General features: G+C 32.2%; 20 protein-coding genes. 5 read left to right on the top strand and 15 right to left on the bottom strand.

Annotation, left to right across the window (positions count from 1 at the left end; all coding sequences use genetic code 11):
- The first annotated feature begins 111 nt into the window (after positions 1 to 111).
- On the top strand, positions 112 to 555 hold the full coding sequence (locus MKY04_RS05225) for an SRPBCC family protein (RefSeq protein ID WP_126296324.1): 444 nt from the start codon (positions 112 to 114) through the stop codon (positions 553 to 555).
- A gap of 406 nt (positions 556 to 961) precedes the next feature.
- Here MKY04_RS05225 and MKY04_RS05220 read toward each other — a convergent pair whose 3' ends face one another.
- The 5 genes from MKY04_RS05220 to MKY04_RS05200 form a co-directional block, all read right to left on the bottom strand.
- Positions 962 to 1,177, bottom strand: coding sequence for a hypothetical protein (locus tag MKY04_RS05220; RefSeq protein ID WP_346235476.1), 216 nt, complete (start codon positions 1,175 to 1,177; stop codon positions 962 to 964).
- Between the two features lie 105 nt (positions 1,178 to 1,282).
- Complete coding sequence (locus tag MKY04_RS05215; RefSeq protein WP_346235871.1) at positions 1,283 to 2,071, bottom strand: DUF817 domain-containing protein; 789 nt, start codon at positions 2,069 to 2,071, stop codon at positions 1,283 to 1,285.
- Positions 2,072 to 2,151: 80 nt separating this feature from the next.
- Positions 2,152 to 2,376, bottom strand: a complete 225-nt coding sequence (locus tag MKY04_RS05210; protein WP_126296322.1) for a helix-turn-helix domain-containing protein — start codon at positions 2,374 to 2,376, stop codon at positions 2,152 to 2,154.
- A gap of 10 nt (positions 2,377 to 2,386) precedes the next feature.
- Positions 2,387 to 2,869 carry a DUF2975 domain-containing protein gene (locus tag MKY04_RS05205; RefSeq protein ID WP_346235475.1) on the bottom strand — a complete coding sequence of 161 codons (483 nt, stop codon included), beginning with the start codon at positions 2,867 to 2,869 and terminating at the stop codon, positions 2,387 to 2,389.
- 355 nt (positions 2,870 to 3,224) lie between these two features.
- Positions 3,225 to 3,824 carry a DJ-1/PfpI family protein gene (locus tag MKY04_RS05200; protein ID WP_126296320.1) on the bottom strand — a complete coding sequence of 200 codons (600 nt, stop codon included), beginning with the start codon at positions 3,822 to 3,824 and terminating at the stop codon, positions 3,225 to 3,227.
- A gap of 146 nt (positions 3,825 to 3,970) precedes the next feature.
- Between MKY04_RS05200 and MKY04_RS05195 the strand changes: the two genes are divergently transcribed.
- Positions 3,971 to 4,420, top strand: a complete 450-nt coding sequence (locus tag MKY04_RS05195; protein ID WP_126296319.1) for an Lrp/AsnC family transcriptional regulator — start codon at positions 3,971 to 3,973, stop codon at positions 4,418 to 4,420.
- Between the two features lie 137 nt (positions 4,421 to 4,557).
- On the opposite strand, the gene MKY04_RS05190 is transcribed toward MKY04_RS05195, so the two are convergent.
- Complete coding sequence (locus tag MKY04_RS05190) at positions 4,558 to 5,478, bottom strand: DMT family transporter (RefSeq protein ID WP_346235474.1); 921 nt, start codon at positions 5,476 to 5,478, stop codon at positions 4,558 to 4,560.
- A gap of 26 nt (positions 5,479 to 5,504) precedes the next feature.
- Positions 5,505 to 6,329 (bottom strand): AraC family transcriptional regulator, encoded by an 825-nt coding sequence (locus tag MKY04_RS05185; RefSeq protein ID WP_346235473.1) that lies wholly within the window; start codon positions 6,327 to 6,329, stop codon positions 5,505 to 5,507.
- 305 nt (positions 6,330 to 6,634) lie between these two features.
- On the opposite strand from MKY04_RS05185, the gene MKY04_RS05180 reads away from it, so the two are divergent.
- Genes MKY04_RS05180 through MKY04_RS05170 form a run of 3 tightly spaced genes read left to right on the top strand, consistent with a single transcriptional unit; the run spans position 6,635 to position 7,942 of the window.
- Positions 6,635 to 7,054 carry a MarR family transcriptional regulator gene (locus tag MKY04_RS05180; protein ID WP_346235472.1) on the top strand — a complete coding sequence of 140 codons (420 nt, stop codon included), beginning with the start codon at positions 6,635 to 6,637 and terminating at the stop codon, positions 7,052 to 7,054.
- A 16-nt stretch (positions 7,055 to 7,070) separates the two neighbouring features.
- Positions 7,071 to 7,466 (top strand): rhodanese-like domain-containing protein, encoded by a 396-nt coding sequence (locus tag MKY04_RS05175; protein ID WP_346235471.1) that lies wholly within the window; start codon positions 7,071 to 7,073, stop codon positions 7,464 to 7,466.
- A gap of 5 nt (positions 7,467 to 7,471) precedes the next feature.
- On the top strand, positions 7,472 to 7,942 hold the full coding sequence (locus MKY04_RS05170) for an EVE domain-containing protein (protein WP_346235470.1): 471 nt from the start codon (positions 7,472 to 7,474) through the stop codon (positions 7,940 to 7,942).
- A gap of 315 nt (positions 7,943 to 8,257) precedes the next feature.
- Here the strand turns inward: MKY04_RS05170 and MKY04_RS05165 are convergent, their stop codons facing one another.
- The 8 genes from MKY04_RS05165 to MKY04_RS05130 all read right to left on the bottom strand — a co-directional run bounded on the left by MKY04_RS05165 (position 8,258) and on the right by MKY04_RS05130 (position 12,540).
- Entirely contained in the window at positions 8,258 to 8,404 is a 147-nt protein-coding gene (locus MKY04_RS05165) for a hypothetical protein (RefSeq protein ID WP_346235469.1), read from the bottom strand.
- Between the two features lie 62 nt (positions 8,405 to 8,466).
- The gene (locus MKY04_RS05160; protein WP_346235468.1) at positions 8,467 to 8,880 is read right to left on the bottom strand and encodes a hypothetical protein; all 414 of its coding nucleotides are present in this window, start codon (positions 8,878 to 8,880) and stop codon (positions 8,467 to 8,469) included.
- Positions 8,881 to 9,041: 161 nt separating this feature from the next.
- Positions 9,042 to 9,452 carry a hypothetical protein gene (locus tag MKY04_RS05155; protein ID WP_346235467.1) on the bottom strand — a complete coding sequence of 137 codons (411 nt, stop codon included), beginning with the start codon at positions 9,450 to 9,452 and terminating at the stop codon, positions 9,042 to 9,044.
- Positions 9,453 to 9,487: 35 nt separating this feature from the next.
- Positions 9,488 to 10,033: a DUF1697 domain-containing protein gene (locus MKY04_RS05150; RefSeq protein ID WP_346235466.1), complete on the bottom strand. Its 546-nt coding sequence runs from the start codon at positions 10,031 to 10,033 to the stop codon at positions 9,488 to 9,490.
- Positions 10,034 to 10,127: 94 nt separating this feature from the next.
- Positions 10,128 to 10,526 (bottom strand): GyrI-like domain-containing protein, encoded by a 399-nt coding sequence (locus MKY04_RS05145; RefSeq protein WP_346235465.1) that lies wholly within the window; start codon positions 10,524 to 10,526, stop codon positions 10,128 to 10,130.
- A gap of 183 nt (positions 10,527 to 10,709) precedes the next feature.
- Positions 10,710 to 11,120 (bottom strand): hypothetical protein, encoded by a 411-nt coding sequence (locus MKY04_RS05140; RefSeq protein WP_346235464.1) that lies wholly within the window; start codon positions 11,118 to 11,120, stop codon positions 10,710 to 10,712.
- Between the two features lie 112 nt (positions 11,121 to 11,232).
- A complete protein-coding gene (locus MKY04_RS05135; protein WP_346235463.1) occupies positions 11,233 to 11,547 on the bottom strand; it encodes a hypothetical protein in 315 nt (104 codons plus the stop codon).
- 474 nt (positions 11,548 to 12,021) lie between these two features.
- Positions 12,022 to 12,540 carry a GNAT family N-acetyltransferase gene (locus MKY04_RS05130; RefSeq protein WP_346235462.1) on the bottom strand — a complete coding sequence of 173 codons (519 nt, stop codon included), beginning with the start codon at positions 12,538 to 12,540 and terminating at the stop codon, positions 12,022 to 12,024.
- Between the last annotated feature and the right edge of the window lie 273 nt (positions 12,541 to 12,813).

The raw sequence follows: 12,813 nt of genomic DNA, 5'->3' as shown, positions 1-12,813 counted from the left end.
CTTTAAACTAACCTGCTCTTAATAAAATAAGAACCTTGGTAGTAATGGAAGATTACCATTGGGTATAATGGAAGAAGTAATAAATTTTCTGAAAGTGAGTTGATTTTTGTTATGGATACTCAAGTAACTACGAAATTTAAAATACATAAGCCAACTAATGAGGTTTTTGAAGCCATAGTAGACCCTGCGAAAATCGGGAATTTTTGGTTCTCATCGAGTTCCGAAAGATGGAAACAAGGAATGTCCATTACATTAAGATATGATGAATACGAAGCTGAAGCCGTTATCAATGTATTAGAAGCCGAGGAAAATAAGAAAATCGTGTTTTCATGGGGTGGAGAATCTGATGAAGAAACGGTTGTTACAATTACACTAAAAGAATTAGATAATGCAAGTACAATTATTGAGGTAAACGAATCAGGCCTTAATGAAGACGACCCTGAAATAGTAAATAAAATGCTAGGACAAAAAGAAGGTTGGGTATATATGTTAACTTGTTTAAAAGGATATTTGGAAAATGGTATCAGTGATTTGAGAGCATCATTAATCCATTAGTGTTAAATGACTTCATGCTAAAAAAGAGTTCTTTTTTAAGTAAAAACCACGATTAACTTCTGTATTTCTTTTTGGACTAACTTTCTTTAGTAAAAAAATTAGTGTACCAATTTTAAATTTTTCACACTTTCCATATTTAACAATCGGGTGCAATTATTGAACAATATAGGAAGAAAATTATCAAACCTTTTTATAAAAGTCATACTTAAATCTGCTAAAAAGACCACCTTTTATCAATCTTCTTTAAAAGGGAGTTTTTTAAATTTACCTTAGAATATTGTTTGTGAGGTGTTTATAATCAAAACTTTATTCTAAGCTACATTTTCTTCAAATATAACTTGCTTAAATAAAAGGAGCTTTCCCACTAAAAAGGAAAGCTCTAAAAAATTCACTGGGGAACAAAGGGTTAATATCCCTTTTGATCTCCCTCTTTTATTGAAGCTGTTGGAGTAATATCATCATCTTCAATTTTTTGAAAGCCTTTATCTAATCTTCCCGCATTTTCAATGTCTCCAGAAGCCTTATAACCAGCTATTTCTGTATTGGAGGTTGTCCCATAGAGTCCCATTCCACCCAATTCCACATTTATTCTTTCTTCGTTATGTTCTTTTTTCTTATTCACTATTTATCACCTCTTATTGTAATATACCCAAAGAAGGCAATAATATAGTTTAAAATAACATTTTTTATAAACCGCTGAATACACTATTTTGCTATTGTATTTAGTTTAAAAGTGACTAGTATCTATCCCGGTGGAGTTTTTCCCCTTAATCAGTTTTAACGTTGCTACTATAAGAAAGCTCACTATCACTAATAAAAGCCATGAACTTACCTTTCCTAGATGAACGAGACTCCAAGCATCGGTTTGGTTTGGATATTGCCAAGCACCAAAAAACGTAGCGATATTTTCGGCTATCCAAATAAAAAATCCAATAAGCACAAACGAAAGTGCAAGTGGCATACGGTACCGAGTTCCATTTACCTCATATGAGACCCATGATTGCCAAAAGACGATAATAACAAGTCCACTTAACCACCAACGAATGTCAATCCAATAATGATGGGTAAAGAAATTCAAATAAATAGCAGCTGCAAGAGATACAACCACCAAAAAAGGCGGCCATTTAATCAGTTCAACCTTTAACCTCCTCCAAGCCTGGCAAAGATAACTTGCAACACTTGCATACATAAACCCGCTATATAAAGGTACCCCCAAAATTTTGAAATATCCTTCCTCTGGATAAGACCAGGAACCCATATGCACCTTAAAAATTTCAAGTACAAGTCCAATAAGGTGGAACAATGTGATAACCTTTAATTCATCCTTTGTTTCGAGCCCAGAACGCACCATCCACCACTGCATTAAAAGAAAGATGATAAGCAACCAGTCGTACCTTGGCAACAGGGGAAGCGGCATAATTTGTGTTAAGGCCAATGAGGCAAAAATAACGACAGGAAATAAACATGATAAAGCTTGTTCCCAACCAAAATGAACGAGTTGTTTTAGTGCTCTCATGAACCTTGATTTTTGAATGGTCAACTCCATAAGCAGCTCCCCTTTATTATTTATTTACATTTTAATAAAATATCCCCAAATCATTTATTTTGACTGTCTTCATCATCTCTGTACTCTAAAATATCCCCAGGTTGACAGTCTAAAGCCTTGCAAATTGCCTCTAAAGTTGAAAAACGAATCGCTTTAGCCTTGCCATTTTTCAAAATAGAAAGGTTTGCCATCGTTATTCCAACTCTATCAGAAAGTTCTGTAACGCTCATTTTTCGTTTAGCCAGCATGACATCAATATTGATTATAATTGCCATTGTTTTCACCTCAGACCGTTAAATCATTTTCAGATTTTATATTAATAGCTTCTTGTAAAAGTCTTTGGAGAACAGCAGCAAAGACTGCTATACCCAATGAAGCAAAAGGAACAACTAATCCGACAAAAATAACACCTGGGGCATCGTCTTTATCTGCAAATAGATAGAATAATGGTAAAGCTAGAACGTGCAAGCCGCTGATTGTAATGGCACAGTATTTGATTTTCTTCAAAGCTTCTACTGATATTTGCGAGAAGGCATTATTCTTATCAATATAGTTTAAAAGCTTAAATGCTTGGTACAAAGCAAAGTAAAAGGGTATAGCCGATCCATAAAAAATAATGAAAACGATGTATTTTATAAAGGCTAACTCCGGCAGCAATTTTACTGAAATATTTCCTAACTCAGGCACCAAAAATATGCATAAAGCAAGAACTGGGATTCCAATAAAAATAACAGCAATCTTTAAAAAGAGTGTCGTAACTTGTTTCATAAAAAGCTCCTCACTTAACAATTTATTTTCACCTTGATAATAAAACAAAATTTATCGTTTTACAATAAATATATATCGAATTTAATAATTTTATTATTGATAAAGAATTGCTCTTTTATTTTCAGACAGGAAAAAAGCATTCCTTATGACAAAGAAATGCTTTAACTTTTAACGATTAATTTTTCGCTTGTTTCTACTAATTTACTTCATTTGTTGAATAAAAATTCGATGCCAACTATTAAGCATTGCCCTATGTTTAATACCATTTAAGACTATTGCCTAATGATGAAATTCAGACTTCAGAAATCCCTTATATTTTATAAAAAGTATTCATTATCCGTAAATTGTTTCATTGTTATTTAGTCTTTGTTGTGGAAAATCCCATAAGTTCTTTTACATGTTCTGTATTCTCTTTAGATGTTAGTTTCTCAAGTAATAAAAATGCGACATCAAAAGCTGTACCTGGATTGGAAGATGTAATAATATTTCCCTCTTGAACGATTAATTCATTTTGTACTACTGCACCGAAGTTCTTTAGTTGCTCCTTGCGTTTGCTCGTTGGATGATTGTATGTAGTGGCTCTTTTCCCTGTAAGAATTCCGCTTTTCCCAAGTGCTAATGATGCCACACAGATGCTTGCAATGGGCTTTTGCTTAGTATAAAAGTGTTGGATAACATTTGAAAATTCTTGACTGTATGCATCCTTGTAAAAGCCAGCTTCTTCAAATCCTCCTGGAATAGCGAGTGCATCAAATTCATCTAATTGAATTTCATTAATCGTTTTTTCAGGGATGATAGTAAAATTCCATGTACAAGTTAATTTATTTCGGAGACCAACTGTTACAACCTCGGTAGAGCCATCTCCCTCCCATTTATTCCAACCTAGAACATCTGTAAATACACTAGCTTCTACTGCTTCGAAGCCATCAGCCAATAGTAATAATACCTTTTTCATATTCCAAATCGCCTCCCTATATATATCCATATTTTATAAAAATAAAAACAACTCTTATATAAATTTGATAAGGATATTTCTATATTTACCTTTAATTGATTAAGTATTTACGTTATTCTATCTTATAAAAAAAGGGAGAATAATTTATGGATAAAATTGATGAACATATCGTTAGAATACTACAAGAAAATGCAAAAATTTCAATGAAAGACTTGGCAGAAGCTGTTCACTTAACTTCTCCTTCCGTTATCGAGCGAGTACGCAAATTAGAGGAGCAAAAAATTATTGAAGGTTATCACGCACACATCTCACTGAAAAAAATCAACCGTCCAATTAGCGCGATAGTATTGTTTGAATCAAAGGATTGTAAAGGGTTAGCTAAGTTTTGCCATAACCATCCAGATGTACTCGAATGCTACCGAGTAGCTGGGGAAATAAGCTATATTGTGAAGTTAGCAACACATTCTGTAGAAACCTTAGAACAATTTATTGATAATTCAATGCAATACGGTTCACCTTCAACTAATATCGTTTTATCATCTTATGAAAATAAAGTAATTGCCCCCTATACTATTGAAGACAAAACATTGTTCTAATAATTCTCCGAATTTGCAACAAAAAAGTGAGTTAACCCTGCTTGGACTAACTCACTGGTATGCTTATTTAATGTACTAAACGACTTGGCAGTACAAGAAGCTGCTGATCCTTTTATACAATGATTTTCTTAATTGTATTACTCTTGTAAACTATTTACTTGTTTCTCTTTTTTCTTAGTAATCATTTTAGTTTCTGAAATGAAAAGGCCAGTTAAAGTAAGAAATGTACCTAAAATTGCCATCCAAGTTAAAGGCTCGTGCAGCACAATCATGGCAGTGATGACTGTTATTACAGGAACGAGATAGATATAAATACTTGTTTTAATAGCACCTAATTTTTTTATAGCAAAATTCCATGTTACAAAGCATAGTGCAGATGCACCTAGCCCTAAGAAAAACATATTAAACAAGTTGACTGGATTTGCTAAGCGTTCAAATCCAAGTTTAAAATCAAATAAAAATAGAGTAGGAATCATAAATAAAATACCATAGAAAAACACTTGTCTAGTGGCTTGGATCGTATGATAACCAAAACTACTAATTTTCTTTGAAATAACAGAATAGATTGCCCATACAAGTGTTGCAGCGATAGCGAGCAAATCGCCTAATGGATTTACTTTGAAATTAATAGTTCCATTAAAGCTGATAAGAAATATTCCTGTTAACGCTACTACAAAACCAATAAAAAAATTAATTCGTAACGGTTCGTTTTTTAAATAAAAGTAAGTAAGGATAGCTGTAAAAAACGGGACTATCGCACTGATCACACCTACATTGGAAGCCATAGTAAAAGTTAAGGCAATGTTTTCCAGCAGGTAATAAAGTGTTACTCCACATATCCCTGCGGCAGCAAAATATAAATGGTGTTTTCTATCCATTACCTTTAGTCGGTATGGATATATAATACTTAAAGCAATAATTCCTATGACGAAACGGAAAAATAATATTTCAATAGGAGTAAAATCAATTAATAAAATTTTTGTAGAGATAAATGTTGTTCCCCAAATGATAATGGTAATAAGGGCTGAAATATGTCCCGTGTTCATTTTGATTTCCATTCTCTTTCCTTTCCACTAAAAGCAGCTTATTTTATTTCATCTATGTAAATATTTCGGTATTGTCCAGGAGTTAATCCAATGCAGTCCTTAAAGCAATTACTAAAGTGACTTTGATCCACAAAACCAGTTTGCATAGCCACTTCCAACGGTTTCATTCCTAGCTCCAATAGCTTCTTAGCTTCATTAATACGTACTGTTTGCAAGTAACGATAAGGAGTAATTCCACGCTTTCGTGCAAATGAACGTAACAAGGTGTATTTATTCATATCACAAATTCCCACTAAATTATCAAGAGAAATAGGCTCTGCATAATGCATTTCTATAAAATTACAAATCTTTGCGATTTTCTGCTCAACTTTATCCAATTTATTATCTGTCACTATTTCACAATATTCTTCAATTAATTGTTCCATTAAAAAATAAAACGTCTCTTCTTTCTCAAAATCTAATAGCTCATCCATAATCATTTGATGGAGATGCTGCAGCAATTGAGCATGCTCACTACGAAATGCAACAGGATTCGTAAAGTAAGGAAGATAGTCTCTTCCTGTAATCTCTTTTACTACTTTTCGCATAATCTCTGGTTTTATGTTCAAGCATCGATAATCTAATGTTTTATTATCAATTTGTTCACAAGCATGATTATCAAATGGGTTAAAAAAGATAAGATCACCACTATTAATGACGTAATTTTTATTTTTACACGACAATTTTCTTTGTCCACTCTCGATAAAGCCAATGACATAATATTCATGAAAGTGGTTCGGAAACTTTTGCATGATTCCATAAAAACGATAGGCCTCGATTTGCAAATCATAGTCAAAGCAAACTTTCCTTTCCTCCTGTTTCATGTAAAGATTCCCCTTTCAGTCTTCTGATAAATAGATTAACACACTTTTTATATCACCTCTTGTATGATATTGACTAAAAAAATTGTGGTAGCTTGATCTTATAGTTCTGCACCTTATACATGATGATAAAATTTTGTTTACTATCCTTATCATTGTTTTTTCAATAAGAAAAGACTGTCAAAGTAGCCTATTTGGGCTGAACGAATTAGTCTGTTTTAATAAAAATAAAATGAGTTGAATTTTATAAATTAATCAGTTAAACTGATTATATATTTTACTGATTATATGCTGAGGTGAATAATTTAATGGACAAATGGAATCAATCCTATGGCTTTTTGCTTGGAAAGGTTCTTCAGCAAATGGAAACTAAGTTTGCTGAAGGACTTGTCCCTTTTAATATCAACGCTAGACAGTATGGGGTTCTTTTATTTATTAAAGGAAATCCTTACTCATCACAAAAAGATATTTCTGAAAACCTACAAATTGATCGAACAACAATGGTAAGTCATATCGACCATTTAGAATCTTTAGGGTTTGTTGAGAGGACAAGGAATCCTAATGACAGAAGATCCTATAGCCTTTTGATAACACCAAAAGGAAATAATGTATTGGATTCGCGTTGGGAATTTTTAAACAATACCGAATTAGAAGTTTTAGCTCCCCTAAATCAGCAGGAAAGGCAATTGCTAAAGGAAATGCTTATTAAAGTTTGGAATTCACTATAAAAATGGAGGTAACAAAATGTTTAATACTCTTGATTATTTTAATGCACGTTTGGAAGCAACAATTAGCCCTATGGATTATTTGAAATTGTCACAAATGGAGCCAGATAAATACTTTTTGATTGATGTAAGAAACGGCCCGATTAATGTAAGAAGTATAACTATTAAGGATGCCCATGTTATACCTCAACTTGAGCTACCAAACCGCTTAAATGAAATCCCAAAGGATAAGGTAATTATTGTTTACTGTTGGGATGTCTGGTGTAACACCGCTGCCAAGGTTGCAAAGCTTTTATTAGAACATGGATATAAAGTGAAGGAATTAACAGGGGGAATTGCAGCATGGAAAGAAATGAACTTTCCTGTTTCAGATTCTTCACAGGATGTAGAAGTGTCTGATAGTTGTGGGTGTTGACTTTGATGCAAAATAAAAGGTATTGGATTGGTGTTGCTTCACGAGACCATGTAATGAATGCCGTCCAAAGTGGGTTTGCCCAACTTTGTCATGGCAAACAGGCTCCTTTAAAAAAGATGAATACTGGTGATTGGATTATTTATTACTCTCCAAAGGTCGATTACAAAGAAAGTATACCTCATCAAAAATTTACTGCTATCGGAAAAGTTATAGATGATAATGTTTACCAGGTAGATATGCGAAGTAATTTCTTGCCTTATCGAAGAAATATAGATTTTATTCCTTGCGAAGAAATATTAATTCATCCATTAATTTCAAAACTTTCTTTTATTAAAAGTGTAAAGTATTGGGGTTACTCTTTTCGATTTGGCCATTTAGAGATATGTGAAAAAGATTTCAAAATAATTGCAGAAAGTATGGTTAATGTAGAGAAGACGGGGCAAGAGGCATTTTTCACCAATGACCTTATAAATTAACGACATGAATTTGCATTTAAATTATTCAAAGGAAATGTATTGATTGGAACGTAGTCGGTGGGTGTAGCTGCTCCTGTCGCTTACCTATCGTCGCAAATAAATTTGTTAGCTCCGTCTTTTGCTACAGAGCAATTTTTTTCTGTATCAAAGCATCACGACAGGTGCACCGAGCAGAAGGTCCCTCTTTCCGTTGACGGCTGAAAAAAATTAGCCGGTTTGAGTCCAGTACAATTTCGAACTCAAACCAGCCAATCAGCTGCATAATAAAAACTCTAACTTTATGGGTCATTCCCCTTTTATCCCAGTCCCAACGTTTTAGTATCTGAATTTAAGTAATGAGGAGGGACAATAAAGAAACTGCATTTTCTTTTTTATTACATCTACCATAAAATCAACGTTCTTAACTAATTGTTTTACATATTCTCCATCATTTACATCAATGATGGAGATATGCATGTTCAATTCTGATTCTCTTATATCTAATGAGAAGATAAAAACTATTAGCCAAAATACAAAGCTTTTTATTAATTTCCAATTTTTGATTGGTTACTAAAAAAACTTAATATTAATGTCATTCCTGAAACAATGCCCAACACTTCTGAAGTAGAGATTTGTATAATCCAATTAGGAACCCCTGCTTTTCCTAAAGTAAGCATTATAGGGTAAAAAAATGAAATTAATATACAAGGAATGGATACACCCCATAATAAAGTTGTATTTATATTTAGTGACCATGTTTTTACGAAAATAAGAGAAATATAGATTCCAAATAAAATCGAAGAAATTAAATTGAACCAAAAAATTAGACTAAAATACAATGTTGCGTCCACAAAATTTCGGACTTGATTCTCAAAATTTAAAATTATTAATGATAAAATAATCAATCCGACAACCCAGAGCAATTTCCATAAATAAGTTGACCATTTATACTTTTCCATATATAGCACCCCTTTTTTGAAAACGACTTGACTATATCTAAATTGGTTAAAAGTTTAAATAAAACTTTGGTCGAGAGGGTGTAAATCAAGTTTGCGACTGGGAGGGCAATAAGTTTTTGTGAAAATCGTGCAAAACTTTTTGTAATAGTATCTCTTGATAGTTATTTTGTTAATTCAAGAAAATATTTTCTAACATCCTCTGGTAGTTCTTCAACCGCAAGTACTTTTAGCTTTTCAGTACCGGGGGAGGTCATAACTAAATAAGTTTTTTCATCATATTCAAATAGTGTAAATTGACTTATACTATTTGCTTGTGTGTCTATCCTATTTATATATTCAAAATCTTCTTTACTAAAATTATCTTCATATCCTTCTAACATTAGATTTTGTACATCATTATAATCTTTGGCAAATGAAATAACTTGGTACAATTCTAATGAATTTTTTGGTTTAAAGAATAAAATATAGTAAGTCGCCACAGCAAATATTATCAGTGCAAATATTGAGAAAGTAATTAATTTTTTTGAAGAAACTTTATTTATCCCACAAAGTAACACCCCCAAAAATTTCAAAACAAAGAATCAATTTTATAACTATCTATGGCGAATTAACTGTTTTGAGCCTCCATCAGTTCATATATCTTACGAGCGGTGTTGACATTTCTTACCGTCACTTGTTTGTATATCTTTGATCCAATAATTTTTGACTTTCCGCTTTTAGTTACATTTTCCTTAGCAACCGACCAAAGAATTGCACCAGGAACATATTTAACCGTATCAATATTTGGTTTAATGACTAAATTTACAAGTACAGATTCATCATCAATCTCATCCCATAAAAACATAACATCACTTGACATGTCTTTATCATTTTTCCATGTATCAGGAATAGCGTTAATAATTTGTCTAACATCATCGATACTTAGAACTACTACTTTAATTTGCAATTCAAAGTCCCTATGTATTGCCTCTTCCAAAATACGTGATAGTTCGGGCCTTGACCGTCCATTGTACGAAAAAATAATATTACCTGTATTAATGTATGTCACCACATCGTTCATTCCAGCTTGTTCAAACGTTTGTTTAAGCAGCTTCATGTCAATTTTATTGTTTCCGCCGACATTAATTCCTCGAAGAAGAGCAACATAAACCATAACCATCCCCCTTTCAACCTTTCACTTTATAGTAGTTACATAACCTTTTACACTTTATAATTAATCTGCTCAGTATTACATAAAGCATCTAAAACTATTTAATCGCAATGTGAATCTCAATTTGACCATTAGGGTAATATTTTTCAAAATCAAAAGAGTAAGCTCTCTCCAAAATCCCTTTCTCTTCACAGCTCCATATTTCTTTCCAAGTATTAAATATTCCATTCTCATCAGATGTATCCACTTTAAAAATTTGATATTTATTACTATTCAGAATATTAATTGAAGATCCGTTGTCACTGCCTTCTATAGCTACTCCTAAGGAATAATCGCCTTTATAATTATTTTCGTAATCATAATACAGACCATAAGTAACTTCATCTTTATTATTTAAAAGACTTGATGCGTCTTTCCACATTTCGGTAATCTTATGCATGATATTGTTATCATTAAAGTTATTAGTTCTAACACTCTTAATGATAGTTAGGTTCATTTGTATTTCTCTCCTTATATGTGGTTTATTAAACTCTATAGTAATTTATTTATAACTCTTCTAATCTTAGTACAAAACTATCGAACAATTCTTCAGCCTCAGCTCGACGTCGAACTGTAACAAACTACAGGATATGTAGGACAAAGTTGGAACAGCTTCTTCTGCTCTATTTTAACTGGTAAATCACCATCTATCTTTACATCCCAAAATCCTTGCTTTTTTATATGCAACAGCTTGAAAATTACTATTCTCATCCCAGTTAAAATAGATATGCCAATGAAATCCAAGTAAATGCTCCTCAATTTCCTTCGCATAATCACTATAAGATGTTTTAATCGAAATAAGTTCCATCTCTTCCGTTACCTGTTCAGAAGGAATGGGTGCCTGACTTGGTAAATCTTCATTATCATAAAGAGTACCAGCTAACAAATAAGCTAAGGCCTTTTCTGCATTTTGAATTGCTTTTATTTTAGTGGGTCCTGAGCATAAGGAAAACTCCCACCCGTATTTTGGGAGCAATGTTGGGAAATGAATACCGAATCCTTCTTCTTCTCTCTTTAAAAATGCAGGATAAACTACATTTTCAAATGTCATCTCAATCTATACCTAGCCTTTAATGAACAAAATTGTCTAATATTCATTGTTAAAACAACCCTTTTCCCGAGTATTCAAAATTTTCCCGCCATACAAGCTACTATATATTTTTCTATTTAGCTGTTCGGATACGATATACAATTAGAGTGATTGCATTTAATACGAAGGTAAAAATAAGAAGAACTGCTGATGCGAACGCCACTGCCTCCATTGTATCCATAAGGGCAGTCCAATCTTCAACATTTACTTTATGATTAATATAGAAAACTTGGAAACCTAGCGCAATGGCACAAGCACTAAAGCTTAATATGGAAAGCATTATCCAATTCCTATTGTCATTATTTTTATATTTCAAGAGATTAACAATAGGAAGTATCCAAGCAACTAGTCCAAGCATGAAGCTGCCAAGATTGAGTAAACCAAACATATTTAATCGCCCCTTTTAGTTTTTTCTTCATTCTAGATCGGAAAATCAAATCTTTAATTTCAACAGAAAGGTAGATAAATTTAGAAAAGCGATTTTATCCCCTAATTCCCGAAAGTTTAATAATGGATATAAAGGTTGACGGATTAAATTGGTAAAAGTTTCAAAATTAAAATATTTATTATTGAAGTGGCTAGCTTGCTAGTTAAAACTATAACAATACGTTCTTTATTTCTATTTATTTGGCAATATTACCTTTATAAAATTTTTATAATTTAAAAGAAATGTAGTTTTGTAACTTACAACACCATGTAAAACATATAGGGCTAAAAAAGAACCTCTTATGAGTATCTTTTCTAAGAAATAAATCTCAGAATTGTGCTATTTGTTGAGAGTTCAAATTTCTGCATAGTTTTCTGACCTTGACTTAATTTATTTGAGCCTAAATTTCCTGAATAATCCAACATCGAAAAAAGGCTATTTAAGAGTTTTGGTCATTATAAAATCAATTTGTTCTTCATTCCCCATATAAAAAGAATGGGTTCCAGTTTGAACAAATCCTATTTTCTTATAAAAGGCAATAGCATTTTCATTTTTTTCCCAAACGCCTAGCCATATTTTCTCTTTATTACTTTCCATTGCAATTTCAATAGCTTTATTTAGAAGGACTTTACCAAGTCCATGTTTTTGATATTTTTTCTTTATATAAATTCTCTCGATTTCAAGTGCCCCATCACCCATCACTTCTGACTGAGCTTCATTTGTATTGACCTTTAAATAACCAGCGACCTCATCATGAAAATAAACAAAAAAGAATTGCGAAGATATATTAGATAGTTCTTTTTCTAATTGCTTTAAATTAAAGGCTCTTTCTAAATACGCATTCATATTTTCAGGTGAATTCTGATCTTTAAATGTATCGTTGAATGTTTCTATGCTTATTTCCTGAAGTGTTTTTAAATCTTCCTCGTTGCACTTTTGAATTTTTATAGTCATTTTAATTTACAGCTCCTTTTTTTATTAATTTGCCTTGTTTCTTTTTTACAAGTTCCTAGTTTGTTTCTTTTTCATGTTCATTGAAGAGGTAAAATAATTGTTCTATTTCTCTTTCGAAAAATTTCATTAATCCAATGATTTTCGAATAATCATTTACCCTATTTATAAATAGGCTATACATTTTTTTATCATTACCCAACCACTCTTGCCAGCATACTAATTTCACATAAAGAATTTTCTTCTTCTGCCCTATCCCCACTTTTGTTGTAAATG

Source organism: Lysinibacillus telephonicus (genome assembly GCF_039654155.1).
GTDB classification, from domain to species: domain Bacteria; phylum Bacillota; class Bacilli; order Bacillales_A; family Planococcaceae; genus Ureibacillus; species Ureibacillus telephonicus.
This window is presented reverse-complemented; position numbering and strand designations above follow the sequence as displayed.